This is a genomic window from Polyangium fumosum (genome assembly GCF_005144585.1).
Lineage (GTDB): Bacteria > Myxococcota_A > Polyangia > Polyangiales > Polyangiaceae > Polyangium > Polyangium fumosum.
In genome coordinates this window covers 1-24,854 of record NZ_SSMQ01000112.1, presented here as the reverse complement: position 1 = coordinate 24,854, position 24,854 = coordinate 1, and the positions used below count along the sequence as shown (strand labels likewise).

At 70.5% G+C, this 24,854-nt stretch carries 17 protein-coding genes and 2 pseudogenes; 8 read left to right on the top strand and 11 right to left on the bottom strand.

The window, feature by feature from the left end; all coding sequences use genetic code 11:
* Positions 1 to 123: 123 nt before the first annotated feature.
* Together E8A74_RS48735 and E8A74_RS48730 are read right to left on the bottom strand one after the other, a co-directional pair.
* The gene (locus tag E8A74_RS48735; protein WP_136936044.1) at positions 124 to 2,028 is read right to left on the bottom strand and encodes a carboxypeptidase regulatory-like domain-containing protein; all 1,905 of its coding nucleotides are present in this window, start codon (positions 2,026 to 2,028) and stop codon (positions 124 to 126) included.
* 30 nt (positions 2,029 to 2,058) lie between these two features.
* Entirely contained in the window at positions 2,059 to 3,024 is a 966-nt protein-coding gene (locus tag E8A74_RS48730; protein WP_232380085.1) for a D-2-hydroxyacid dehydrogenase family protein, read from the bottom strand.
* 176 nt (positions 3,025 to 3,200) lie between these two features.
* Here E8A74_RS48730 and E8A74_RS54425 point away from each other — a divergent pair, with 176 nt between their 5' ends.
* The 4 genes from E8A74_RS54425 to E8A74_RS48710 all read left to right on the top strand — a co-directional run bounded on the left by E8A74_RS54425 (position 3,201) and on the right by E8A74_RS48710 (position 7,592).
* Complete coding sequence (locus E8A74_RS54425) at positions 3,201 to 4,175, top strand: hypothetical protein (RefSeq protein WP_211365633.1); 975 nt, start codon at positions 3,201 to 3,203, stop codon at positions 4,173 to 4,175.
* A gap of 58 nt (positions 4,176 to 4,233) precedes the next feature.
* Complete coding sequence (locus tag E8A74_RS48720) at positions 4,234 to 4,809, top strand: RNA polymerase sigma factor (RefSeq protein ID WP_136936043.1); 576 nt, start codon at positions 4,234 to 4,236, stop codon at positions 4,807 to 4,809.
* Positions 4,806 to 5,672 (top strand): outer membrane protein assembly factor BamD, encoded by an 867-nt coding sequence (bamD, locus tag E8A74_RS48715; protein WP_136936042.1) that lies wholly within the window; start codon positions 4,806 to 4,808, stop codon positions 5,670 to 5,672. Before E8A74_RS48720 ends, bamD begins: the two co-directional genes overlap by 4 nt.
* A gap of 111 nt (positions 5,673 to 5,783) precedes the next feature.
* Positions 5,784 to 7,592 carry a hypothetical protein gene (locus E8A74_RS48710; RefSeq protein ID WP_136936041.1) on the top strand — a complete coding sequence of 603 codons (1,809 nt, stop codon included), beginning with the start codon at positions 5,784 to 5,786 and terminating at the stop codon, positions 7,590 to 7,592.
* A 19-nt stretch (positions 7,593 to 7,611) separates the two neighbouring features.
* On the opposite strand, the gene E8A74_RS56235 is transcribed toward E8A74_RS48710, so the two are convergent.
* The 8 genes and pseudogenes from E8A74_RS56235 to E8A74_RS48675 all read right to left on the bottom strand — a co-directional run bounded on the left by E8A74_RS56235 (position 7,612) and on the right by E8A74_RS48675 (position 17,165).
* Entirely contained in the window at positions 7,612 to 8,232 is a 621-nt protein-coding gene (locus E8A74_RS56235; protein WP_420814239.1) for a sensor histidine kinase, read from the bottom strand.
* A pseudogene (locus E8A74_RS56230) lies at positions 8,121 to 8,381 on the bottom strand (hybrid sensor histidine kinase/response regulator); the annotation flags it as partial. The gene E8A74_RS56235 and the pseudogene E8A74_RS56230, both read right to left, overlap by 112 nt.
* Before the next feature lie 77 nt (positions 8,382 to 8,458).
* Positions 8,459 to 8,554: pseudogene (locus tag E8A74_RS56225) on the bottom strand (hypothetical protein); the annotation flags it as partial.
* A gap of 128 nt (positions 8,555 to 8,682) precedes the next feature.
* Entirely contained in the window at positions 8,683 to 9,417 is a 735-nt protein-coding gene (locus E8A74_RS48695; RefSeq protein ID WP_136936038.1) for a glutathione S-transferase, read from the bottom strand.
* Between the two features lie 21 nt (positions 9,418 to 9,438).
* Positions 9,439 to 10,872 carry a glutamate synthase subunit beta gene (locus E8A74_RS48690; RefSeq protein WP_136936037.1) on the bottom strand — a complete coding sequence of 478 codons (1,434 nt, stop codon included), beginning with the start codon at positions 10,870 to 10,872 and terminating at the stop codon, positions 9,439 to 9,441.
* On the bottom strand, positions 10,865 to 15,478 hold the full coding sequence (gltB, locus tag E8A74_RS48685) for a glutamate synthase large subunit (protein WP_136936036.1): 4,614 nt from the start codon (positions 15,476 to 15,478) through the stop codon (positions 10,865 to 10,867). Before gltB ends, E8A74_RS48690 begins: the two co-directional genes overlap by 8 nt.
* A 157-nt stretch (positions 15,479 to 15,635) precedes the next feature.
* The gene (locus tag E8A74_RS48680) at positions 15,636 to 16,424 is read right to left on the bottom strand and encodes a hypothetical protein (protein WP_136936035.1); all 789 of its coding nucleotides are present in this window, start codon (positions 16,422 to 16,424) and stop codon (positions 15,636 to 15,638) included.
* Between the two features lie 144 nt (positions 16,425 to 16,568).
* Complete coding sequence (locus tag E8A74_RS48675; RefSeq protein WP_136936034.1) at positions 16,569 to 17,165, bottom strand: 2OG-Fe(II) oxygenase; 597 nt, start codon at positions 17,163 to 17,165, stop codon at positions 16,569 to 16,571.
* A gap of 80 nt (positions 17,166 to 17,245) precedes the next feature.
* On the opposite strand from E8A74_RS48675, the gene E8A74_RS48670 reads away from it, so the two are divergent.
* Positions 17,246 to 18,208 (top strand): NmrA/HSCARG family protein, encoded by a 963-nt coding sequence (locus E8A74_RS48670; RefSeq protein WP_211365632.1) that lies wholly within the window; start codon positions 17,246 to 17,248, stop codon positions 18,206 to 18,208.
* A gap of 9 nt (positions 18,209 to 18,217) precedes the next feature.
* On the opposite strand, the gene E8A74_RS48665 is transcribed toward E8A74_RS48670, so the two are convergent.
* On the bottom strand, positions 18,218 to 18,823 hold the full coding sequence (locus E8A74_RS48665; RefSeq protein ID WP_136936032.1) for a TetR/AcrR family transcriptional regulator: 606 nt from the start codon (positions 18,821 to 18,823) through the stop codon (positions 18,218 to 18,220).
* 159 nt (positions 18,824 to 18,982) lie between these two features.
* Between E8A74_RS48665 and E8A74_RS48660 the strand changes: the two genes are divergently transcribed.
* From E8A74_RS48660 to E8A74_RS55790, 3 genes are all read left to right on the top strand, one after another.
* Positions 18,983 to 20,278 carry a glycosyltransferase gene (locus tag E8A74_RS48660; RefSeq protein WP_136936031.1) on the top strand — a complete coding sequence of 432 codons (1,296 nt, stop codon included), beginning with the start codon at positions 18,983 to 18,985 and terminating at the stop codon, positions 20,276 to 20,278.
* 4 nt (positions 20,279 to 20,282) lie between these two features.
* Positions 20,283 to 22,022, top strand: coding sequence for an MDR family MFS transporter (locus tag E8A74_RS48655; protein ID WP_136936030.1), 1,740 nt, complete (start codon positions 20,283 to 20,285; stop codon positions 22,020 to 22,022).
* A 108-nt stretch (positions 22,023 to 22,130) separates the two neighbouring features.
* The gene (locus E8A74_RS55790; RefSeq protein WP_136936029.1) at positions 22,131 to 24,215 is read left to right on the top strand and encodes a DUF2169 family type VI secretion system accessory protein; all 2,085 of its coding nucleotides are present in this window, start codon (positions 22,131 to 22,133) and stop codon (positions 24,213 to 24,215) included.
* The last annotated feature ends 639 nt before the right edge of the window (positions 24,216 to 24,854 follow it).

Genomic DNA, 24,854 nt, shown 5'->3' with positions numbered 1-24,854 from the left:
CGAAGCGAGCTCGCCTCGGGGGGTGAATCGACCGGGCTTTGCCCGGGCGAGAGGGGGACGCGAGGCGTCCCCCTCGGGACAAAAGAGCTAGAACATCGAGCGGTTGTCAAACCGCTCGATGTTCTAGCTGCGGACACGCGTACGCCGCACGGCGATATCGGTGGGGTCGCCCGTGCCGCCGCGGCGTACGGAGAGGCGGACGAGGCTGCCCTCGGGGCCGCGGATGCGCTGGACGGCGCCTTCGAAGCCGAGGTCGAGGACCGGCGCGCCGTCGATGGCGACAATGGCGTCGCCCGGGCCGAGTCCTGCATTCGCGGCGCCGCCGCCGGGGAGGACTTGGCCGATCACGAGCGCGTCGCCTTTGGGGGCGAGCACGGCGCCGATGCCTGTCATCTCCATGCGGGGCTCTTCGCCTTCCTTCAGCTTGGCGAGGGAGATGGTGACGGGGCCGAGTTCGCCGCCTTCGGCGACGACGAGGCCGGAGAGGATGCGGCCGTGGTGGCCCGGCGCGGTGGCTGCGATGGAACGCGCGCCTTCGGCGAGGCCGACGAGGGAGAAGCGGCCGGAGGCGTCGGTGGTGACGTCGGCGACGACGGGGACGGGGCCGGCGCCCGCGCCGAGGAGGCCTTCGATGGTGATGCGCGCGCCTTCGATGGGCTGGTTCGTGCCTTCTTCGACGACGGCGCCGTGGACGCGGCCCCCGGCGCGGAGGACGAGGTCGGCGGTGGCTTCGCCGCCTGCGGGGACGGGGACGGTCACGGTCGTCGAGGGGGCGTGGCCGAGGGCGGCCGCGGTGACGGCGTAGGTGCCGGGGAGGAGGTCGCCGATCTCGTAGGCGCCGGTCGCGTCGAAGAACGAGGTCGAGGCGGAGGATTCGCGCTCCAGGGGGCCGCGGTGGCGCGCGGCGACGACGGAGAAGGAAGCGACGGGGGCGCCGGGGCTCCCGCTGCGGACCGTGCCGCGGATGCGACCGGCGGCGGCGAGGCGGAGGGTGACGCCCTCGGCGCCGGCTGCGACGCCCTCGGCGCGGGCGATACGCGCGCCTTCGCGGGCCGTGAGCTCGTAGGTGCCCGGGTCGAGCCCCTCCAGGGTGAAGGCGCCGCGCTCGTCCGTGGTGGCCGCGGCGCCGGGGTGGAGGTCGTCGTCGTGCGCCGCGAGCTCGCGGCGAAAACGAGCGCTGACGCCGGCGAAGGAGACCGGCGCGCCGGCCGCGTCGACCACCACGCCGGTGATGGACGCGGCCACGACGGCCTCGCCTTTGGGCCGGAGCCGCAGCGTCACGCGGCCGCTCGCCTGCCCGCGCAGGTCGAGGCGGGCGCGGGCAGGTGCGTGGTCCGGGTGCGTCGCTTCGAGCAGGGCGTCGTCGGGCGCGCTGAAGGAGAACACGCCCTTGTCGTCGGCGACGAACCGCCCGCCGGCGCTCGCCTCACCGCCGGGGGCTTCGAGGATCCGCACCTCGGCCTGGGGCGCGGGCTCGCCGGTGGGCGTGAGGACCACGCCTTGGTAGCGTCGTTCGGGCTCCAGGGTGATGGTCAGGCCGCGGACGATCTCACCGGCGCGGGCGAGGAGCGTGAGGGGGCTCTCGCCCCACGCCGGGGCGAACGGGTGAAACCCCTTGGCGGCGACCAGGGCGAGCGTGTAGACGCCCGGCGCCGGGGGTTCGAAGAGGAAGGCGCCGTCCGCGCCCGAGGTGACGGCGCGAGCGACGCCTTCTTGGTCGAAGGTGAGTGTGGCGCCTTCGATCGGCGCGCCGGTGCGGGCGGCGATCACACGGCCGGAGAAGGCCCCGGCGCGGCGCGCCTCGTCGACGGCGACCTCGCCGCCCGGCAGGCGCAGGGGGCCGGAGCGCTCGGCGGCGACGGCGCGGGGCGCGCGGGCGCGGGGTGCGGGCGTGGGGGTCGTGCTCGAAGCGGGGGACGGCGCAGGCCGCTCGGCGTCGCCGCCGCCGAGGCGCGAGAGCAAGAGCGCGACGAGCGCGATGACGATGACGATCAGGATCGGGCGCACGAGCCGGCTCGGCTGCGACATGCGCCTATCCTACGCGTTTGGCGGGCGGTGTCAGGTGAGGAGTCGGACGGGCGCGCCTCTGTGCCAGGCGAGGATGTCGTCCAGGGCGTCCTGGTAAAACACGGCGAAGTTTTCCCGCGTCACGTACCCGAGGTGCGGCGTCAGGACGACGTGGGGCAAGGCGCAGAGCGGGTGGCTCGCCGGCAAGGGTTCTTCCGGGAACACGTCGAGCCCGGCGCCGGCGATGCGGCGGGCTTGCAGCGCGGCGAGCAGCGCGTCCATGTCCACGAGGCCCGCGCGCGAGGTGTTGACGAAAAACGCCGAGGGTTTCATGGCGGAGAGCTCGTCGGCGCCGACGATCCCGCGCGTCCGCTCGCCGAGCACGAGGTGCAAGCTGACGACGTCCGAGGTCGCGAAGAGCTCGGCCTTGTCCACGCGCCTCGCCCCGGCGGCCGCGGCGCGCGTGTCGTCGAGGTTCTGGCTGAAGGCCACGACCTCCATCCCGAACGCGAGCCCGACGCGCGCGACCTGGGTGCCGAGTTTTCCGAGCCCCACGAGGCCGAGGCGCTTGCCGGCGATCCCCTCGGTCAGCCCCGTCTGCCAGGTCCCCGCGCGGAGGGCCCGGTCCTCTGCCGGAATGCGCTTCACGAGCGCCAGGATCAGGCCCCAGGTGAGCTCGGCCGTCGGCGTGCCGACCCCGCCCGTGCCCGAGACGGGGATCTCACGCGCGCGGCAGGCCGCGAGGTCGATCGCCGCGTTGCGACCGCCCGTCGTCACCAGAAGGCGCAGGTTCGGGAGCGCTTCGATCAGCGCGGCCGGGAACGGCGTGCGCTCCCGCATGAGGACGACGACGTCGAAGGGGCGCAGCGCGGCGAGGAGCGCGTCTCGATCGGAGATGGGTCGGTCGAACACGACGAGCTCGCTGCCGGGCGGCAGGCGGCTCCAGTCGGCGAGCTTCTCCGCCACGCGCAGGTAGTCGTCGAGGATGGCGATCTTCAGCGGTGCCCTCGCGGTCATGGCGCGCAGGGTAGGCGCCCTTTGCCTCCGCGCACAGCCCCGACCCGGATTCTTGCGCGCGGGCTGACCCGTCGCGGATTTCGTCTACCATGGCGCCCGCCTTGGGCCCCCCCACGTCCCCCTCGCGTCGCTGCTCGCCTTCCCTGCCCCTGGCGTTCGCCTTCCTCGCAACGCTCGTGGCTGTCTCTCGCGCCTCCGCGGCTTCGTTGCCACGCCTCGTGGTCGACCGTACGCCCGAAGCGGCGGATTGCCCCGACGCGGCCGCCCTCGCCGCGGCCGTCGAGCGCCAGATGCAGCGCCCCGCGCTCGACCCGGCAGGCGAAGACGCGTCGGCCCCGGTCTACGAGGTGCGGGTGCTCCGCTCGGACGACGGCTACGTCGCGACGCTCGAGGCCGGCGATCTCACGAGGCAGCTCTCCGACCCGGGCTCCACCTGCGCCGAGCTGGCCGACGCGCTCGCGCTGCCCCTGGCCTTCCGACTCGACTGCGCTCCGGCGGCGGCGGCGCCGCCACCGCCGCCGCCGCCTCCTCCACCGCCGCCTCCTCCGCCGCCGCCGCCGCCGCCTCCGCGTCCTCCGCCGCCGCCTCCTCCGCCGCGTCCTGCCCCCTGGGACGTCTCTTTGGATCTCGGCGTCGCCACGACGGCTGGATTCCTCACCCCTGCCTCTCCGGCCGTCAGTGGCGAGGTCGCTCTCCGCCTCCGCGTCGCCTCCTTCGGCCTCGGCGTCCTCGGCCTCCCCGGGACCACCCTCGACGTCACGCCCGGCCAGGTCCACCTCTGGCTCGTCGTGGCCACCGCGCGGGGCTGCGGCGCCGTCCTGGGCCCGCGGGGCGGCGTTCGCCTCTCCCTGTGCGCCCAGTCGTTCGTCGGCGCCGTCCATGGCGAAGGCCGCGGCTTCGAGGTCAACCGCGAGGGCACCCGCCCCTGGATCGCCCTCGGCGGCACCGGGCTCGTCGAAGGACCCATCGTCGGCCGCCTCGGCTGGTCCGTCCGCCTCGGCGTGGCCGTCCCGCTCCTCTCCCAAGCGTTTACGGTGGATGTGCCCACCGGCGCGGGCGCCTCCGCCCCGACCACCACCCCCGTCACCGTCTTCCAGCCAGCGCCCGTGGGCGGGTTTCTCGGCGCCGGGCTCCGCTTTGCGATTCCGTGATGGCAAACGGCCCCTGCCTCCACCCAGCCAGGGCCATGACCGCGGACGCGCTCCCTTCATGAACTTCCGGCAGCTCTACGACGAGCATTTTCCGTTCGTCTGGCGCTCCCTCCGCCGCCTCGGGATCCGGGAGAGTGACCTGCCCGACGCCGTGCAGGACGTGTTTCTCGTGGTCCATCGGCGGCTGCCGGAGTTCGAGGGACGATCGAAGGTGAGCACCTGGATCTTCGGCATCTGCTTCCGTGTGGCCGGCGATCGGCGCAAGGCGGCCCGCGTCGCCGCCCGGCGCGACGGCGGCGATGCGCCCTTGCTCGACGCGCCCGACGAGCGCGCCGACGTCGCCGCGGAGGCCGAGCGCCGGCAAGGGCTGGCGCAACTCGAAGCGCTGCTCGACGAGCTGCCGCTCGATCAACGCGCGGTGTTCACGCTCTTCGAGCTCGAAGGGATGACGGGCGAGGACATCGCGCAGACGCTCGATCTGCCGCTCGGCACCGTGTACTCGCGCCTGCGGCTCGCCCGCGAAGCGTTCCGGCGCGGAGCCGCGCGCACCCAGGCGCGGGACCGGTTTTACGTGACCACCCCCCCGACGATCCCGGCCAGCGCCCTCACGAGCCAGGCAGGAGGGAAGCGATGAGCGACCCCAAGCGATGGATGGAGGAAGGCGCGGACGCCGCGCCCCACGAGCGCGCGTTGCTTCGCGCCGGGCTCGACATGAAGCCGCCGGCCGGGGCCGAGGACGCGATCTGGGCCGCGCTGAGCGCCCAGATCGGTCCGGGCGGAGGCGGCGGCGACGGTGGAGGCGGCGACGGCGGTTCTGTCGGTGGCACGGGCGCGCCCATGGGCGCACCGGCCCCGGCGGCGACGGCGAGCGCGTCGACGGCGAGCGCGACGGGGGTGGTCGGCGCCACGAAAGCGATCGTCGTCGGCCTCCTGGGCACGACGATCGTCGCGGGCGCCCTCGCCGTGATCGTCCCGGCGAAGGAGCCGCCGCCGGCCGCGCCGAGGGCGACTCCGACGGTGGAAGCCGCGATCGAGGCGCCCCGCGCGCCGGAGCCGGACGTCCCGCCGGCCTCGTCCACGCCGACGCCGGCGCCCGTCGCCGTGGACGAGGCTCCGAAGAGCCCTGCGCCGCGCCGCGTGTCGAGCGCCCTCCCCGCGGCGAGCGTGTCCCCGAAAGCGCCCCCGGCCCCTTCGGCGAGCGTCGAGCCGGAGGCCACGCGCGCCGAGCGGGCCAGCCGCCTCCGCGAGGAGCGCACGGCGCTCGGCGATGCACGCGCGGCGCTCCGGGCCGGCGACACGGCCGGCGCCTTCCAGAAGCTCGAAGCCGTGGGCGACCGTTTCCCGAGCGGCACCCTCGCGCAGGAGCGCGAGGCGCTGGCGATCGAGGCCCTCGCCCGGGCCGGCCAGAGCGCCGCCGCCTCGGAGCGCGCCGCCGCGTTCCTGCGCGCCCACCCGACGAGCCCCCACGCCACGAAGATCCGCGGCTTCCTCCGATAAAACACGAGGCGCGTCTTTTTTGAAATGGCGCCCTGCGCCGCGCGCCACCCACCTCGCAACGAACCTGGTGCCGGCCGGTGTCCGGCGGCGCCGCGTGCAAAGGAGAATGCAATGAGCCAGCGATCCTCGATGGCGTGGGTTTCGTGTGTCCTCGGCCTCGGCGCGACGGTCGTCGCGTGTCAGGGCGTCATCAACGTGGGCGGCAGCGACGGCAGCGGCGGCAGCGGCGGCAGCGGCGGCAGCGGGCCGCTCCTCAAAGCGGACAAACTCGACATCCTGCTCGTCGTGGACAACTCGCGGTCCATGGCCGACAAGCAGGAGATCCTCGCGCGCGCGACGCAGGACCTCGTGCAATCGCTGGCGAACCCGCCCTGCGTCGACGAGAACGGCGTCATCGGAACGACGCCGTCGAGCCCGCTCGATCCCTGCCCTGCGGGCCTCGTGCGCCGGCACGTGCCCGTCACCGACATCCACGTCGGCGTGATCAGCTCGAGCCTCGGCGGCCACGGCTCCGACGCTTGCCCGGACGTCGTCAACACCGACGCGACGTGCGCCCCGAGCCCCAATGTGACGAACAATGACAAGGGCCACCTGCTCGAGCGCCTCGATCCATGCGGCGGCGCGGTTGTGCCGACCTATGAAGACAAGGGATTCCTCGCCTGGGATCCCACGGGCGCGTATTCGCCGCCGGGGACGAGTGATCCGAACGATCTGTCGAAAAACCTCTCGGATCTGATTCTCGGCGCCGGGCAGATCGGCTGCGGATACGAGTCGCAGCTCGAGAGCTGGTATCGGTTCCTCGTCGACCCCGAGCCTTCCCAGACGATCAGCGTCGTCGACGGGGCAGCCACGCCCCAGGGCGTCGACACGGTGCTGCTCGAGCAGCGCCGCCAGTTCCTCCGACCCGATTCGATGCTCGTGATCTTGACGCTCACCGACGAAAACGACTGCTCCATCCAGGAGGCGGGCCAGTACTACCTCGCCGCGCAGCAACACATGGCGGGCGGGACCATGCTGCGTATGCCGCGGCCGCGCAGCGAATGCGCGACCGACCCGAACGACGTGTGCTGCAAGTCGTGCGCCCAGGATCCCGGCGATTGCCCGGTGGATCCGACCTGCTTCGAGCCTACGGGGCAGCTCGCCCTGCTGAACCAGGTGGACGACCACCCCAACCTGCGTTGCTTCGACCAGAAGCGCCGCTTCGGGATCGATTTCCTCTACCCGGTGGATCGATACATCAACGCCCTGACCCAGCCCACGGTCACGACGCGCGCGGGCGACGTCGTCCCGAATCCCCTCTTCTCCGACCTCGATCCCAGCGACGGAATCACGACCGTCCGCGATCCGGGGCTCGTCTTCGTGGCCGGCATCGTCGGCGTGCCCTGGCAGGACATCACGCGGGATCCGTCGAACCCCGCGGCCGGCTACAAGAACGCGGCGGAGCTCGCGCAGAGCGGGACCTGGGACGCCCTCCTCGGCAATCCTGCGACGAACACGGCGCCGACGAACCCGTACGTGATCGAGTCCATCGAGAAGCGCGCGGGGGTCGCGGCTGGCAACGCCATCAACGGGGGCGACCGCACCATCGGGGACCAGGACGACCTGCAATACGCCTGCACCTTCCCCCTGCCCACGCCGCGCGATTGCAGCGATCTGTCACTGACCGCGTGCGATTGCAGCGAACCGAACAACGACAACCCCCTCTGCGCGCCGAACCCGAACAACGGCGGCGCGCGCACGCTGCAAGTCGCGGCCAAGGCCTACCCGAGCCCCCGCACGATGCGCGTCCTCGAGGGCGTGGGCGACCAGGGCGTGCTCACCTCGATCTGCCCGATCCAGATCGACAATCCGGCCGCGTCGGATTACGCGTATCGGCCGGTCGTCCAGGCGCTCGTCGAGCGAATGGCGAGCCGGCTCTGAGGGGGATTGGCGGCGCCCCTCAGCCCGTCTCCGCACCCTCGGGCCTCATCACGACAGGCAGGGAAAACGAGAACGTCGTGCTCTCGCCTGGCACGCTCTCGGCGACGACCCGCCCTCCGTGCGCCTCCACGAGCCCCCGCACGATGTAAAGCCCGAGCCCGAGCCCCTTGATCGCGCCGCCGTGCGCGCGCCCCCGCTGAAACCGCTCGAACAAGGCCCGCATGTCCTCGGCCGTGATCCCCGGCCCCTGGTTGCGCACCGCCACCACGACCTCCCCGCCGCGCGCCTGCGCGCTGATCTCGATCGGCGTCCCGGGCGCGCCACGCGGATGGCGACGTGATCCGCGACGAAGCGGGGCACCCGATCCGGCTCTGCGCGACCGTGCGGGACGTGACCGAGCAGCGCCGCGCGGAGAGGGCGCTCCAGAAAAGCGAGCTCCTCTTCCGGCAGGTGCTCGAGACCTTGCTCCCGCCCGTCGTGCGCGAGGGTGCGGTGATGGATCGAAAACGAGAGCGACCCGCCGAGGGCGCGCCGGACGGCCTCGTCCACCTCCGTGTGATCGTCCGGGTGCACGAACGAGAAAAACTGCTCGTAGGTCATCTTGCCGGCGCCGGGGGGCAGGCCAAAGAGACGGTCGCATTCGTCCGACCAGGCGACCTCGTTCGTGTCGATGTCCCATTCCCAGCTCCCGATGCGGTCGATCCGCTGGGCGCGGGCGAGGCGCTCCTCGCTCCGGCGAAGCGCCTCCTCGGATTGCTTGCGCGCCGTGACGTCCCGGAGGATCCCCATGTGCCTGCCCGGAATGAAATGGGCCTGCGCGGTAGCTCGTCGCGAAGGGCGCGCAAAAGCTCACAGGCGCGCGGGTTCACGTCGAGGAGGCGCCCCTCGTCGTCCGCGACGAGGATCCCGTCGAACGCGTGCTCGAAGATGCTCCGGTAGAGCCGCTCGAACTCCGTGGCCATCCCCCGTCCTGCCCCCGCTGCTCACCCCAAGGCTTCCCGTTCGGCTCCTCGCCGCCCCAGCGTCTTCTAGCCCACCACCGATCGCCCGGCAAAACAAGCGCTGTCTTCGGCGCTCGCTCGCGCACGCCTCACCGCTTCGCGTCGAGTTCCGGGTAATGACGAAAAATATCCTCTTCGCTCCAGGGCAGCCGCCGCGGGGACGCGAGATACGCGGCGATCCGGGGGCGCGCGGCCACGGCGCCCGCGAGCGCCGCGAGGTTTGGCGCGTGCCGCTCGGCGTGCCCCATGGCATTCGGAAACGCGTACCGCAGGCCCTCGATCACCTGGAAGATCGAGAGGTCGACGTACGAGATCGAAGCGCCCATGAAGTGCGCGCCGCCGCTCCTTTCGAGCTCCTGCTCGAAATAGCCCAGGAACTTGGGCAGCCGCTCCTTTCGGAAGAGGGCCGCGCGTTTCTTCGCCGCGGATCGTTGGTCCTCATAATAGAGGCTCGACGCGATCGGGTGGTGCGTGTCGTGGATCTCGGCGACGAAATCGGTGACCGAGAGCTGGAGCTGATGCGCGGCAAGGCGGCTCTCCTCGTCGTCGGGGACGAGCCCGAGCCGCGGGCCGAGGTAAAGCAGGATGTTCGCCGTGTGCCCGAGCAAAACATCGCCGACCTTGAGGAACGGCGGCGCGAACGGCGCGAGCCCGGGCCCTGCGCCTTCGAGGAGCTTCCTCATCGCGCGGACGCCCCCGCCCTGCTTCACGGGCAGGCGGGCGACGTCGACGTACGGGACGCCCGCCTCCTCGAACGCGAGCCGGACGAACTCCCCGCGCCCCTGGATCGACGGCCAGTAATACAGCTCGTAACGCGCCTTCATCCGGCGCAGGGTATCACGGCGTCACGACCCGTTCGAATGGCCCCGCAAATGGGCATCCACCGCCCGCGCCGCGTCGCGCCCCTCGCGGATCGCCCACACCACCAGCGATTGACCACGACGCATGTCCCCCGCGGCAAACACCTTCGGGTTCGAGGTCCGGTAACTCCGCATATCGGCCTTCACATTTCCGCGCCCGTCGAGGGCCACGCCGAGCTCCTCCAGCATCCCTTTGCGTACCGGGTGCACGTATCCGAGCGCGAGCAGCACCAGATCCGCCGGGACGTCGAACGCCGAGCCCGGGACCTCCTCGGCCCGGAGCGCGCCGCTCGGGTCCTTGTTCCAGTCGAGCCGCACGGCGTGGAGCACGCCGACCTTGCCGTTCGTGCCGGAAAACCCCTTCGTCGCGATGGCGAAATCGCGGGTGCAGCCCTCCGCGTGCGAGCTCGACGTGCGCAGCTTCATCGGCCAGTACGGCCACGTGAGCGGCTTGTCCTCGTGGGCCGGCGGTTCGGGCATGAGTTCGAAGTTCGTGACGGATCGCGCGCCCTGCCGCACCGCGGTGCCGATGCAATCCGACCCGGTGTCGCCGCCGCCCAGCACGACCACGTGTTTGTCCGTCGCCACGATCTGCGCGTGCACCTCGTCCCCGGCGATGCGCTTGTTCTGCTGGGTCAGGTACTCCATCGCGTAATGGATCCCGTCGAAGTCGCGCCCCGGCACCTCGAGCGGCCGCGGCGCCTCCGAGCCGCCCGCGAGCACGACCGCGTCGAATCCATCGAGGAGCTCCTTCGCCGGCAGGCTCACGCCCACGTGCACGCCCGTCCGGAACACCACGCCTTCGGCCTGCATCTGATCGAGCCTGCGATCGACGTGCCGCTTCTCCAGCTTGAAATCGGGGATCCCGTACCGGAGCAATCCCCCGACCCGATCGTTCTTCTCGAACACCGTGACCTCGTGCCCGGCGCGCGCGAGCTCTTGCGCGCACGCGAGCCCCGCCGGCCCCGAGCCCACCACCGCGACGCGCTTGCCCGACTTGCGCGCGGCGGGCTGCGGCACGATCCAGCCCTCTTCCCAGCCCCGATCGACGATCGATTGCTCGATCGTCTTGATGGTGACGGGCTGATCGTTGATGTTCAGCGTGCAGGCCGCCTCGCACGGCGCGGGACACACGCGCCCCGTGAACTCGGGGAAATTGTTCGTCGAATGCAGCACGTCGAGCGCGTGCCGCCATTTCCCGCGGTAGACGAGGTCGTTCCAGTCGGGGATGACGTTGTTCACGGGACACCCGTTGTGGCAAAACGGGATGCCGCAATCCATGCAACGCGCGCCCTGCCGGCTCACCTCGACGGGCGCCATCGGCAGGACGAGCTCTTCATATCGCTGGATACGCGTGGGCACCGGCACGAGCTCCGGGTCCTTGCGCTGGATTTCCAGGAAGCCTTTCACCTTACCCATGGGCCACGACCTCCGTCACCACCGCGGGAGCGGCCTTCGCGGCCTCCTCGGCCGCGTGCTCGGCGAGCGCGCGGCGGTATTCGTGGGGCATCACCTTCACGAAATGGGACCGGTACGCGGCGAAATCGTCCAGGATCGCCCGCGCCCGCGCGCTGCCCGTGTAGAAGAAGTGTTTTTCGAGCAGGCCCTGGACGATCTCCGTGTCCGCGCGCCCGAGGTGTCGGACGCCACCCGGCGGCATGTGCTCGGCGCCTTGCACCGGCTCCAGGGCCACCATCGAGAGGTTGCACCGCAATCGGAAATCCCCGGTCATGTCGAGCACGTACGCCACGCCGCCGCTCATGCCGGCCCCGAAGTTGCGCCCGGTCTTGCCGAGCACGACCACGGTGCCGCCGGTCATGTATTCACACCCGTGATCGCCGATCCCCTCGACGACCGCCGTCGCGCCGGAGTTTCGCACGGCGAACCGCTCGCCCGCGACGCCGCGGAAATACACCTCGCCGCAGATCGCGCCGTAGAGCACGGTATTGCCGACGATGATGTTCTCCTCGGGCACGATGGGGCAATCGCGCGGCGGATACGCGATGATCCGGCCGCCCGACAGGCCTTTGCCGACGTAATCGTTTGCCTGCCCTTCGAGCTCCAGCGTGATCCCCTTCGCGAGGAACGCGCCGAAGCTGCCGCCGGCCGTCCCGCGGGCGCGGATCCGGATCGTGTCGTCCGCGAGCCCCGCGTGCCCGTACCGCCGCGCGACCTCGCCGGAGAGCATCGCCCCGGCCGCGCGGTGAATGTTGCGGATCGGCACGTCGAACGCGACGGGCACCTGGTTGACGAGCGCCGGCTGCGCCTCGTCGATGAGCCGGTGATCCAGCACGTGCTCGAGGCTGTGATCCTGCCGCTCCGTCCAGCGGATCGAGACGCCGACAGGCGCCTCGGGCCGATAAAACACGCGTGAAAAATCGAGCCCCTTCGCCTTCCAGTGCGCGATCCCGCGCCGCGTGTCGAGTTTGTCCGATCGGCCGACCATCTCGGCGAAGGTGCGGAAGCCCATCCGGGCCATGTACCCGCGCACCTCCTCGGCCACGAAAAAGAAGTAATTGACCACGTGCTCGGGTTGCCCCGCGAAGCGCTTCACGAGCTCCGGATCCTGCGTGGCGATGCCGACGGGGCACGTATTCAGGTGGCATTTGCGCATCATGATGCAGCCCTCCACCACGAGCGGCGCCGTCGCGAAGCCCATCTCATCCGCGCCGAGCAGGGCCGCGATCACCACGTCCCGGCCCGTCTTCATCTGCCCGTCGGCCTGCACGGCGATGCGCCCGCGCAGCCGGTTCAGGACGAGCGTCTGTTGCGTCTCGGCGAGCCCGAGCTCCCACGGCCCGCCCGCGTGCTTGACCGACGAGAGCGGCGAGGCGCCCGTGCCGCCGTCGTGCCCCGAGATCGTCACGTGATCCGCGTGCGCCTTGGCCACGCCCGCGGCCACCGTGCCGACGCCGATCTCCGACACGAGCTTCACGCTGATGCGCGCCCGCGGATTCACGTTCTTGAGGTCGTGAATGAGCTGGGCGAGATCCTCGATCGAGTAGATGTCGTGGTGCGGCGGCGGCGAGATCAGCCCCACCCCCGGCACAGAGTGCCGGATCTGCGCGATGTACTTCGACACCTTGTGCCCCGGGAGCTGCCCGCCTTCGCCGGGTTTGGCGCCCTGGGCCATCTTGATCTGGATGTCGTCGGCGTTGACGAGGTACTCCGTGGTCACGCCGAAGCGACCCGCCGCCACCTGCTTGATCGCCGAGCGCATCGAGTCGCCGTTCGGCAAGGGCACGTAGCGCGCGGGATCCTCGCCGCCCTCGCCCGTGTTCGACTTGCCGCCGATGCGGTTCATCGCGATCGCCAGCGTCGTGTGCGCCGCCTGCGAGATCGACCCGAGCGACATCGCGCCCGTGGAGAAGCGCTTCACGATCTCGGCCGCAGGCTCCACCTCGGCGAGCGGGATCGGCGGATCCGCTTCTTTGATCTCGAAGAGTCCGCGGAGCGTCATCAGCCGCTCGCTCTGGTCGTTCACGAGCCGCGCGTATTCCTCGTACGTCGCGGGATTTTTCGTGCGCGTCGCGTGCTGGAGCTTGGCGATCGCGTCGGGCGTCCACATGTGGGCCTCGCCGCGGACGCGGTAGGCGTAGTCGCCGCCGGCGTCGAGCGTGTTCCCGTAGGGCGGCGCGTCGCCGAACGCGAGCCGGTGCAGCCGCACGGTCTCCTCGGCGATCTCCTGCAAACCGACGCCCTCGATGGCCGTCGCCGTCCCCGTGAAATAACGGTCCACGAAGGCCGAGGCGAGCCCGACCGCCTCGAAGATCTGCGCGCCGCAATAGGACTGGTAGGTCGAGATGCCCATCTTGGACATGACCTTGAGCAGCCCCTTCGCGATCGCCTTGATGTACTTCGCGCAGGCATCCTGGTGGGACATCCCCGCCGGCAAGAGATCACCGAGCGTCGCCAGCGTGGCGAACGCGAGGTTCGGGTGGATCGCCTCGGCGCCGTAGCCCGCGAGCAGCGCGAAATGGTGCACCTCGCGCGCCGATCCCGTCTCGACCACGAGCCCCGTCCGCGTCCGCAGGCCCGCGCGCACGAGGTGCTGGTGCACGTCGCTCACCGCGAGCAGCGTCGGGATCGCGATGTGATCCGGGCCGACGTCCCGATCTGACAAGATCAGGATGTTCACGCCGCCACCCCGCACCACGTCCTCGGCGTCCGCGCAGAGCTTTCCGAGGGCCGCTTCCATCCCGTCGGCGCCCCACGCGGCCGGATAACAGATCGACAGCACCACCGACCGGAAATGCCCCTTCGTGAGCTCCTCGGCGCGGTGCAGCTTCTCCATGTCCTCGAACGTGAGAATGGGCAGGTGCACTTCGAGCCGCATGTTCGGCCCGCTCTCGTCGAGGGCGAGGATGTTCGGCCGCGGCCCGATGAACGAGACGAGCGACATCACGGTCTCTTCGCGGATCGGATCGATCGGCGGGTTCGTCACCTGCGCGAAGAGCTGCCGGAAATAACCGAAAAGCGGCTTCGGCCGATCGGAGAGCACGGCGAGCGGCGTGTCGTCGCCCATCGAGCCGATGGCCTCCTCGCCGGTCGCCGCCATCGGCGCCATCACGAGCCGGAGATCCTCCTGCGTGTAGCCGAACGCCTGCTGCCGATCGAGCAGCTTGTCGCTGTCGGGCACGGGCACGTAGTCCGGCATCGGGATGTTCTCCAGGCGGAGCTGCGTGCGATCGAGCCACTTCTGGTAGGGCCTGTGCTTCGCGAGCTTCGTCTTGAGCTCCTGATCGTCGATGATGCGCCCCTCGGCGAGGTCGATGAGCAACATCTTCCCCGGCTGCAGGCGCCATTTTTTGACGATCTTGCGCTCCGGGATGTCGAGCACGCCCGCCTCGGAGGCGAGGATCACGTAGTCGTCGTCCGTGAGCAGGTACCGCGCGGGCCGCAGGCCGTTCCGATCGAGCGTGGCGCCGATCTGCCGCCCGTCCGTGAACGCGATCGCCGCGGGCCCGTCCCACGGCTCCATCAGCGCCGCGTGGTACTCGTAGAACGCGCGCCGGCGCTCGTCCATCAGCGGGTTCGTGGCCCACGCCTCCGGGATCATCAGCATCATCGCGTGCGCCAGCGAGTAGCCGCCGAAGTAGAGCAGCTCGAGCGCGTTGTCGAACGAGGCCGAGTCCGATTGGCCGTCGTAGATGAGCGGCCAGATCTTCTGCAAGCCGTCGCCGAGCAGCTTCGAGGCGATGTTCTGCTGCCGCGCGCGGATCCAGTTCACGTTGCCGCGCAGCGTGTTGATCTCGCCGTTGTGCGCGATGAGCCGGAACGGATGCGCGAGATCCCACGAGGGGAACGTGTTCGTCGAGAAGCGCTGGTGCACCATCGCGAGCGCGGACTCGACCGCCTTGTCCTTCAGGTCCACGTAGAACTCGCCGACCTGGTGCGCGAGCAGCATGCCCTTGTACACGATCGTCCGCGCTGAAAACGAAGGCACGTAGAACTGCCCCGCGCGTGAGATCCCGAGCGCGCGGATCGCGTGGCCGGCGCGCTTGCGGATGATGTAGAGCTTGCGCTCGAAGGCCTCGACGTCCGGCGTGGAGAGGCCACGCCCGACGAAGACCTGCCGGATGACGGGCTCGCTCGCTTTGACGCCTTCGCCGAGGCCGTGGTTGTTCACCGGCACGTCGCGCCAGCCGAGGACCTCCTGCCCTTCGGCGACGATGGCGCGCACCACCTCGTGCTCGCAGGCCGCGCGCGCGCCGGGATCCTGCGGCAGGAACATCATGCCCACGCCGTACTCGCCGGGCTCGGGCAACGTGATGCCGGCGAGCGCGCACTCGCGCACGAAGAAGGCGTGTGGGATCTGCAGCAGGATCCCCGCGCCGTCGCCTTGCAGAGGGTCTGCGCCGGTGGCGCCGCGGTGGGTCAGGTTCTTCAGGATCTCGAGGCCTTGCGCGACGATCGCGTGGCTCTTCTTGTCCTTGATGTGGGCGATGAACCCGAGCCCGCACGCGTCGTGCTCGTTGCGCGGGTCGTAGAGGCCCTGGCGGGGCGGCGGCGCCTGATGCTTCACAGCCTACGATCGTACGGCGATCGACGTCCGAAGCACAGTCCATCGTGCTGCGATGCAGCAATTTCTTTCTTGTCCTGGTGCGACGCGCTACGGCGTCGACCCGGTGCGGCAATCCGTCCGCACCCGACCGATCATTGCTGGGAGCCCGAGGAATCCATCAATTTCCGAGCAGGATCCCGAGGCCGGCGGTCGCGCCGAGCCGGACGGTGAAGCTCTGGTCGTCGTTCGAAACCACCGCGCCGGCTCCGGTCCCGCCGGAGCGAGAGGCGGCGACGACGAGGCTGGGCGCGGCGCGGAGGTAGACGTAGCGGTGGATCCGCGCGACGAGGCCGAGCTCGGCGATGCCGCGGATGCTGCGATTGGACGATAGGAAGGCGGCATCGGACGTCTCCCCCTTGTATTCGGTGTCGCCGCCGCCGTAGGCGAGCGTGAGGCGCGGCCAGAGCGCGAACGACGCGCCGAGCGGGACCACGTATCCGACGCGCGGCGCGATCGCGAAGCCGAATCCGCTCCCCTCCGAGCGCTGCGTCCCCCGGTCGAACGTGACCACCTCCTGCGCCCCGCGCGCGTAGGAGGCGGCGACGGTGCCGCCGATCGAGAAATGGCTCCCCACGAAGACGTCGAGCGAAGGCGCGAGCCACACCACGTCGGTCGTGCTCTCGTAGCCGCCCGGCTGCCCCGGGGTGCGGCTCGTGGTCGAGCGCGTATACCCGGCGATGCCGCTGTACCCGAGCCCGAAGCTCCCGCTCCCGCCGCCGAGAGGCAACACCAGCGGGTAGCCGAGGGGGCTGCCGCCGGCGCTGAGCGACACGATGTCGTCGAGCGCGACCTGGCCGCGCGATCCGAACGGCCTCGTCGGCTCCTCGGCGCGCGTCGTGGAGGGGGCGAGCAGCGCGGCGAGCGCGGGGAGGAAAGACAGGACGAACAGGACGTGGTGTCCGGGCATGGCAGCTCCTTACGTGTTTCGGTGTTCGCTTCCGAGCGCGGGCCCTGTCGGGCTCGCGGGAAGAACACGGGCGGCGGAGCGTCCCTGCCGGTCGTGAAATTGCTCGTCAATTTGTCGGGATTTGCGGCCCTTCGTGCCTTTTGATCAAGGGACCGGTCGATAGAGCACGTCGGAGCGGAGGACGAATTTCGTGCCGTCGGTGACGGGATTTCCCGCGTGGAGGAGCATGTGCTGGAAGAGCAGCGCGTCGCCGGTCTTCGGGACGATGATGCGCTCTTGCTCGGGAAATTCGGTCGCGCCGCCGGCAAACCCCTCGTTCAGATACACCATCAGCGTGAGCAGGCTGCGCGTCCCGCCCTCCCCCGCGTAGGATTGATCCTGGTGCAGGCCGAAATGCTGGCCGACCTCGTAGCGGTAGATCCGGAGCGGAAGAAAAATCCCCGCGACGTGCATGGCGACGCGGCCGCGCGAGCCGAGCTCGGTGGTCATGCGCTCGGGCACGTGGGGTTTCACCCGGCGAAAGAGTTCGTCCGCGAGCGCGGGATCACGCAGGACCGCCGTGGTGCTCGAACGAATGCGGGGATCGACGACGCGCCCCTCCTCGGCGTTGACCGTCGCCGGCAGCCAGGCCCCGCCCTGCGCGCCGTCGAGGATCGACGCGCATTCCTCCGGGGAAAACAGCGCGGGGACCGTCCACAACAGTTGCGCGGTGAAATCGAAATGGCCAACGTAAAGCCCCATACGAAGAGCGTACCATGCCGAAGACTTCCAGGGCAGGACGAAGCGTGCCAGAGTGCGCGCCGAGGAAAGAGGAGGGAGTCTTGAGCTCAACGAAACGCGTCATTGCCGTCGTCGGCGCCACGGGCGCGCAGGGCGGAGGTCTGGTCCGCGCCATCACCGCCCATCCGAGTGGCGCCTTTCGCGCCCGCGCCCTCACGCGGAACGTCGATTCGCCCGCCGCGAAGGAGCTCCGCGGCCTCGGCGCCGAGGTCGTGGCCGCCGACCTCGACGACGAGGCGAGCCTGCGCCGCGCGTTCGAGGGCGCGCACGGCGCGTACTGCGTCACGTTTTTTTGGGACCACGCTTCCCCGGAAAAAGAGACCGAACAAGCACGCGCGATGGCCCGGGCGGCGCTGCACGCGCGCGTCGAGCACGTGATCTGGTCGACGATCGAGGACACGCGCAGGTGGGTGCCGCTCGCGGACGGCCGCATCCCGACGCTGCGCGGAAAATACAAGGTCCCGCACATGGACGCGAAGGGCGAGGCCGACACGACCTTCCTCGAACTCGGCGTCCCGACGACGTTCTTTCACACCGCGTTTTACTGGGAAAACTTCATTCACCTCGGCATGGGCCCGCAGCGCGGCGAGGACGGCCGCCTCGCGCTCACCCTGCCCTTGGGCCCGGCCAGGCTGCCGGGCATCGCGACGGAGGACATCGGGCGCGCGGCGTACCGCATCTTCGAGCGCGGCGCCGATTTCATCGGGCAACGCCTCGGCGTCGCGAGCGACCACCTCACCGGGAGCGAGCTCGCGGCCGCGTTCTCGGCCATCGCCGGCGAGGAGGTCCGCTACAACGCCGTCGATCTGGACGTCTACCGCCGCCTCGACATCCCCGGCGTGGACGACCTCGCGAACATGTTCCAGTTCAAGCGTGATTTCGAGGCCGATTATTGCGGCCTCCGGGACGTCGCGCGGACACGCGTGCTGAACCCGAACCTCCGCTCCTTCGCCGCGTGGCTCGCGGAGAACCAGCGCCGGATCGCCCTCCCGCCGCGCGCCTGAGCCGCGCGTCTACGCCCGTTTGTCCGGGGCGAGGGCGCCGACGAGCAAGAGCTCGACGAGCCCTGCGAGAAACCCCTCGTCGATCGGCCGGCGCTCGAGCCCCAGCCGGTGGTGAATGGTCGCCGCGAGCGAGCGGAATATCAGGGTCGCGTCGATGCCGGGGGCGAGCTCGCCCCGCGCCTCGGCCGCTTCGATCACCGGGCGCGGCAACGCCTCCATCGATTCGTGGATCGACTGGGCGATCGCCACGAGATCGGCGTCCCGATCCTCGGCGAAGAGCAGCCGCCGCAGGCCCAAGAGCTCGGGCGAGCTCGCCTGCGTGGCGATGTGCCGCGCGATCACGATCAGATCGCCGCGCAGCGAGCCCGTGTCCGGCGTGACGGCGCGATCGACCGTGATCGATCGGAACGCCGCGCGGACGAGGTCCTGCTTCGTCGGCCAGCGCCGATACACCGTCGTCTTGTTCACCCCGGCGCGTGTGGCCACGTCCTCGATCCGCAGCGCCTCGTAGCCGACCTCGGCCAGCTCCTCCAGCGTCGCCGTGAGGACCCCTCGCACGACCGGCTCCCCCCGCACCAGCGCCCGCCGCTCGGAAGAGCTCAGCTTCTCCTTCATGACCTGTCCACGCGCGCCGATCGCATCACAAGCGCCCAGTGAAGCCAACTTCCCGGGCTTGTCGACCCGAATCGCAACTCCCAGTTGCGATGGTGATGGTGCCTGCTACATCATCGCAACTGCCAGTTGCGGTTACGCCGCGGGGAGAGGAGCAGGGCGATGCGCGACGATGCACCGAGGACCGGGACGTTTTTGCTGACCAGCTCGACGGCGTCGGGCCATTTGCTGCGTGTCCTCGACCTGGCCGAGCAGCTCACCTCGCGGGGCCATCGGGTGCTCTTCAAAACGAAGGCCGACCGAGCGGCCGAGGTGAAGGCCGCCGGCGCCGAGCTCGTCCCCTACGAGCAAATCGTCGATGTGCAGGATTTCTCCGCGCACACGCCGCACCTCGGCCTGCCCGCGTGGATGCCGCGGCTCTTGCATTTCCCGTTCATGCGAGGTTTTTTCCAGGCGAGGAACGTCCTGCTCGCGCAGGAGCTCGCGCCCGTCTTGCGCCGCGAGCGCGTCGATTGCGTCGTGTACGACTTCTTCGATTACGGCGCGGCCTTCGCCGCCGAGCGCGCGGGGATCCCCTGGGCGAGCGCCGGCAACATGGGCACGGTCCTCACGCGGGACGAATTGCCCTTGGTGTTCCAGGCGTCGCCGAAGCTGCGCCCCCTCGGCAAGCTCCCCGCGGTGCCGCACGCCCTCTTGAACCGCCTCGTCTCCCTCCGCGCCGACCGCGAAAAGCTCGGCCTTCCTCCGTATGCCCGCGGCGCTTCGGACCTCGTCTCCGCCATGGCCTCGCCGCACCTGCACATCATCATGGCGCACCGCGGCCTCGCCGGGGACGTCGCGCTCCGCGACCACCAGAGCTTCGTCGGCCCCACGACCTTCAATGTCGTCTCGGGATCTCGCGAACAAGCTCCGCGCGTCGAGCCCGGCACGGTCGTCGTCAGCACCACGACCACGGGCCAGGACAATGGCCTGTTCCGGCGCGTGCTCGAAGCCGTCGCGCCGCTCCACGTCCCCGTCCTCGGCACGGCGGCGAGCGCGGCCGACGTCCCCGAGGGCCTCGGCAAACACATTCGCATCGAGCGCTACGTCCCGCACGACGTGGTGTTCCCGGAGGCGCGCGCGCTCGTCACGCACGGCGGCTGGGGCACGGTGGGGCGGGCATTGCTGCATGGATTGCCCATGCTCGTCGTTCCGCTCTTCGGCGATCAGATCCTCAATGCGTCGCTCGTCGAGCGCGCGGGGCTCGGCCGCCATTTGCCCCTCGACAAGGCGACGCCCGAGACGATCCGCGACGAGCTCGTGGCGCTCCTCGCGGACGAACCGCTCCGGGCCCGCGCCCGCCGCGCCTCCGCCGAGATCCAGAAGCTCAAACAAGACAAGGTCGCGGCCCGCGCGCTCGAAGCGCTCGTGTTCCGCGGCGACCTCGGCGGCATGACCTCGGTCACCCGCGCTGCGTGACGCCATGGCCCTTTCTGCTACCACCACGCCCCCCATGCCTGCCGGCGAGCGCATCGATTACGCGAGCACCCTCGCGCCTCGCACGAAAGCCCTCGTGCTCGCGGGCGTGATGATGGCGCTTTTCCTCGCGGCGCTCGATCAGACCATCGTCGCCACGGCCTTGCCGCGTATCGTCGGCGAGCTCCAGGGCATGGAGTATTATGCCTGGACCTCGACGGCCTACCTGCTCGCCAGCACCACCATGGTGCCCATTTACGGCAAGCTCTCGGACAGCCTGGGCCGGAAGACGGTCCTTCTCACGGGCATCGGCATCTTCCTTTTGGGCTCGGTCCTTTGTGGCCTCTCGCCCTCCATGCTCGCGCTCGTCGTCTCCCGGGGCGTCCAGGGCCTCGGGGCCGCGGCGATCACCTCGACGGCGTTCGCGGTCCCGGCCGACATCTTCGCCCCCGCGGATCGGCCGCGGTACCAGGGTATCTTCGGCGCCGTCTTCGCGCTCGCGAGCATCATCGGCCCCGTCCTCGGCGGCGCGCTCACCGACGGCGTCGGCTGGCGCTGGGTCTTTTTCATCAACCTGCCGCTCGGCGCCCTGGCCGTCACGTTCATCCTCGCCAAGATGCCACGCCTGCACAGCGGCCTCGAAAGCAAGGTCGACTGGCTCGGCGCGCTTTTCCTGATCGTCGCCACCGTCCCGCTCCTTTTGACGCTCCGCGGGGATCGACCGCTCGCGGCTTGGCTCGCGCCCGGGGTGCTCGGGATGCTCGGCCTCTCGCTCGTGGGCCTTGTCCTGTTCATCCTCGTCGAGCGAAAGAACCCCCACGCGATCATCCCGTTCGCGCTCTTCCGCAATCGCGTCTTCGTGCTCGTGACGCTGACCTCGATGTGCATCGGCGCCGCGTTCTTCGCGGCCCTCTTGTTCATCTCCGTGCTCGCCGTCAATTCGCTCGGCGCGACCGCGCGGGCCGCGGGCATGGCCATGCTGCCGCTCACGGCCGCCGTCGTCTCGACCTCCGTCTTGAGCGCGCGTTTCGTCCACCGCACCGGCCGTTACAAAATCGTGATCGTGAGTGGCCTCGTCCTCACGTGCGTCGGCCTCTTCCTCCTGCGCACGCTCAGCGCGGACAGCACGCTCCGGAGCATCGGCCTCTGCGTCTTCGTCTTCGGCTGCGGCATGGGCCCGGTGATGCCCATGCTCACGTTGTCGATCCAGAACGCCGTCCCCTTCAACCACGTCGGCACGGCCACCGCGGGGCGGCAGTTTTTCCAGCAGCTCGGGCAGGTCGTGGGCAGCGCGATTTTTGGCATCGTCCTCGCGACCACGCTCGCGCACGGGCTCGTCGACACACTCGGCCCCGTGCGCGCGGAGGTCCCAGCCGCGGTGCGCCCCCCGTTCGACGCCGTCTTCGACGTGGATCGATTGCGCAAAGGCGGCGTGGTCGAGGAGGGCGCCGGCGAGGTCCCCCGGTCTGCGCAGGATCGCTTCGCGGACGAGGTCCATACGACGTACGACGCCCTCCGCCGCGAGCCCTCCGCCGACGCCGAGGCCCTCGCGCGCGAAGAAGCGCGGGCCCTCGAGCTCGGCCGCGCGGGAGACCGCGCCGTGCGCGTCTCGTTCGCGCGGGCCGTCACGCGTGTCTTCGACGGGGCGTTCCCGCTCGGGCTCATCGCGCTCGTCCTCGCGATCTTCACCCGCGAGATCCCGCTCCGCAAGGCGGGCCCGCGGCCGCCGGCCGTCGCGAGCGAATAAACCAAAACGTTCCGCGCGGAACTCCCCTACCCGGGACACAATTCACATGTCGCGCGCGGCATTTTTGCGGCCGGGGGCGGCGCGCGTGTCTTCGTGATACGCTCGTTCATGCTTGTTGATGGGGTGGCCGCCATTTCGCCCCTCCCGGGCGCCGAGGCGGGGATCGTTGCATTTCGTACGGGCGGCGTCTTGCACGCCACCGTCATCACCAAGGCGACGTTCGCCTTCGCGCCCGACGCGCCCATGCCGCGCGTCCCGCCGCAGCCCCTCCTGCGGGACGAAGTCCACCACGGCGACAACCCCGCGCGGAGCGTGCGTTTCACGAGTGATCTCGTCCCCTACCTGGCGCGCGCCGACGTGCTCTTCACGGGGCACGGCCATGCGCCGGTCGCGCGGCTCCAGGTCCACGCGGGCGAGCGCATGCTGCTCGACAAGACGCTCCTCCTCAAGGATTCGCGGGGCGCCCAGCGGATTCCTATCGTTTATGAACGCGCGTATGGCGGACCGGACGTCCCGGACAACCCTCTCGGGATGGGCGCGGGGAATGACGAGGGCGAACCGACGATCTTGACCCCGGGCGACCCGCGGCGCCCCGCGGGCTTCGGGCCCATCGCGCGCGCTTGGCCCGTGCGCAAGCGTTTGCTCGGGGCGACGCCGCGGAGCGCGCTCGAAGGCCGGATCGTCGAGATCCCGCCCGGCTTCGACGGCGCCTATTTCCAGGCCGCGCCCCTCGACCAGCAGACCGATCTTCTCCGGGGCGACGAGCACATCGTGCTCGAAGGCCTCCACCCTTCCCTGCCCCGGCTCGTGACGCGATTGCCCTGCCTGCGCGGGGTCGCGCGGATCCATGGCCTCGCCGCTTTCGGGGTCCCGGACGGCCAGCCCATGGACCTCTGCCTGGACACGCTGCGCATCGACGGCGACGAGCAGCGGTGCACGGTGGTGTTCCGGCGCTGGATGAACCTCCCGCACGAACAGGCCCTCGAAGCGCTGCGCGTCGTGGCCGGCGTGGAAGTGGCGGGCGAGCCGCTCGCCTGGTTCGATCCGCCGCGGCGCGCGGCCGCCCCGCCGCCCTCCTCGGGCAAACGTCGGCCGCTGCCCACCTCGACGCTGGCCCTCCCGCCCGAGGTGCAGGAAGCGCCGCCGCCGCGCCCCGCGCTCCCCTTCCGCGCGGGATTCCTGCCCGCGCGGCAACCCGAAGTCGCGACGCCGCCGCCCTCGCCCGTTGCGCCGCCGCCCTCGCCCGTTGCGCCGCCCCCGCCCATTGCGCCGCCGCCCCTCCTCTCCGGCATGCCCCTCGCGCCGCCGAGCGCGCTCTCCGCCTCGAATGCCGCAGCCGAGGTCGATACGTTGCCCGAGGTGCAGGAGGCGCTCCCCGCGCGAACCCAGGCGCCCGTGCCCGCGCGGGTCTTCGACCTGTTGTGGTTCGATCCGCGGAGCCTGCCGCGCATCCGCCGGCAGCCGGCATGGCGGACGATCCTGGAGGCCCTCGCAGACGAGCCGCTCGATCCAGACATCGACGATCCAGAGCTCGGCTTCGAGCCCGCCGACATGGAGGAGCGGCGCGAGATCTTCGAAGTCCTCGCGCACGGCCCAGCGCAGGGCGAGGAGGCGATCCGAGAAGCGGTGCGGTCTGCCATTCGCAAAGACGGCCGGTTCGTCGCGCCGCTCGTCCTCGTCGAAGGAGAAGTGTGCCTTTGGTTCGACGAAATCGAATCGCTGCAAGCGCTCGTGGCGGTCGTGGCGCCGACCGCGGGCGGAGACGAGCGCGTGAAGGAGGCCGTCACCGCCGCGCGCGACTACCTGAGCGCCGCAGATCCCCTTCGGGACCCGGTGGCGGCGCGGGAGCTAGGAGCGGCGATCGAGTCCGCATACGCACAAGCAAAGAAGCGCATCGTGACGCCGGCAGAGGTCGCCCTACGAACGGAGCGGCTCCTCCTCGAACACCGTCGTTATCAACGGCAAGCCGTCTTCGGAGGAAAACATCTGCGAGGCATCGTGCAGATCCCCGGAGAGGAGCACGAAATGCCCGTCTATCTCCCGGAGGCACTCGTGGAGGTCTTGCCAATGTCCACGAGGTTCCCGGCGCGCCTGGTGGCGGAGGCGCACCTCGCAGCAGACGCGCAGGCCGCAGGCCCGGTGGCGCTGCGAGGCGTAGGAATCACGCGAATCGGGTCCACGGACGGATGGTGACGGAGGAGGCTCCGTCGCGCCGGGGCGCTGCCCCGGTCCCCGCGGGGGGCTGTCCGCCCCCTCGACCCCGGACCAGCGAGGCGCTGGACCCAGGGTTGAAAAACTGCGCGGTGCGCAGTTTTTCAAACAGGCCGACGAAGATGCCGGGGTGCCAGCAGGAGCCGTAGCGCGGCTGTCTTGGTGGGGGAACGCCGCCGTCGGTCAAGGCCAGGGATGATCTTGCCTACCAAAGGCCGCAGCGTTGACAGGTCGGCGGCCAACGTCTCGTCGCATGACGTCGTGGCGTGACGTGGTGGCCTCACGTTCCAAACAGCACGGCTCCGTTCCACCAAGTGATGGGGCCGTAGGTCTTCGGGCGATGAGCCCATGGTCTTTGGCATCGTGCCCATCTCTCGACGCCACGAGCCCGCCGCTCCTTCCATCGCCCCCGTTCCTCCAAGGCACGGCCTCGTACCTCCGGAGGCTCGACGGCACGCCCCAGAGACACGTCCCCGTTCCTCCAAGGCACGGCCTCGTACCCCCGGAGGCTCGACGGCACGCCCCAGAGACACGTCCCCGTCCCTCCAAGGCACGGCCTCGTACCTCCGGAGGCTCGACGTCGTCTCTTCGGACACATGCCCCCGTCTCTCGCACCCACGT

What these genes read in the sequence shown, in the direction of transcription:
- E8A74_RS48735 (WP_136936044.1), bottom strand. Translation starts at nt 2,028, where the DNA reads ATGTCGCAGCCGAGCCGGCTCGTGCGCCCGATCCTGATCGTCATCGTC.
- E8A74_RS48730 (WP_232380085.1), bottom strand. Translation starts at nt 3,024, where the DNA reads ATGACCGCGAGGGCACCGCTGAAGATCGCCATCCTCGACGACTACCTG.
- E8A74_RS48720 (WP_136936043.1), top strand. Translation starts at nt 4,234, where the DNA reads ATGAACTTCCGGCAGCTCTACGACGAGCATTTTCCGTTCGTCTGGCGC.
- bamD (WP_136936042.1), top strand. Translation starts at nt 4,806, where the DNA reads ATGAGCGACCCCAAGCGATGGATGGAGGAAGGCGCGGACGCCGCGCCC.
- E8A74_RS48710 (WP_136936041.1), top strand. Translation starts at nt 5,784, where the DNA reads ATGAGCCAGCGATCCTCGATGGCGTGGGTTTCGTGTGTCCTCGGCCTC.
- E8A74_RS56235 (WP_420814239.1), bottom strand. Translation starts at nt 8,232, where the DNA reads ATGCGACCGTCTCTTTGGCCTGCCCCCCGGCGCCGGCAAGATGACCTA.
- E8A74_RS48695 (WP_136936038.1), bottom strand. Translation starts at nt 9,417, where the DNA reads ATGAAGGCGCGTTACGAGCTGTATTACTGGCCGTCGATCCAGGGGCGC.
- E8A74_RS48690 (WP_136936037.1), bottom strand. Translation starts at nt 10,872, where the DNA reads ATGGGTAAGGTGAAAGGCTTCCTGGAAATCCAGCGCAAGGACCCGGAG.
- E8A74_RS48680 (WP_136936035.1), bottom strand. Translation starts at nt 16,424, where the DNA reads ATGCCCGGACACCACGTCCTGTTCGTCCTGTCTTTCCTCCCCGCGCTC.
- E8A74_RS48675 (WP_136936034.1), bottom strand. Translation starts at nt 17,165, where the DNA reads ATGGGGCTTTACGTTGGCCATTTCGATTTCACCGCGCAACTGTTGTGG.
- E8A74_RS48665 (WP_136936032.1), bottom strand. Translation starts at nt 18,823, where the DNA reads ATGAAGGAGAAGCTGAGCTCTTCCGAGCGGCGGGCGCTGGTGCGGGGG.
- E8A74_RS48660 (WP_136936031.1), top strand. Translation starts at nt 18,983, where the DNA reads ATGCGCGACGATGCACCGAGGACCGGGACGTTTTTGCTGACCAGCTCG.
- E8A74_RS48655 (WP_136936030.1), top strand. Translation starts at nt 20,283, where the DNA reads ATGGCCCTTTCTGCTACCACCACGCCCCCCATGCCTGCCGGCGAGCGC.
- E8A74_RS55790 (WP_136936029.1), top strand. Translation starts at nt 22,131, where the DNA reads ATGCTTGTTGATGGGGTGGCCGCCATTTCGCCCCTCCCGGGCGCCGAG.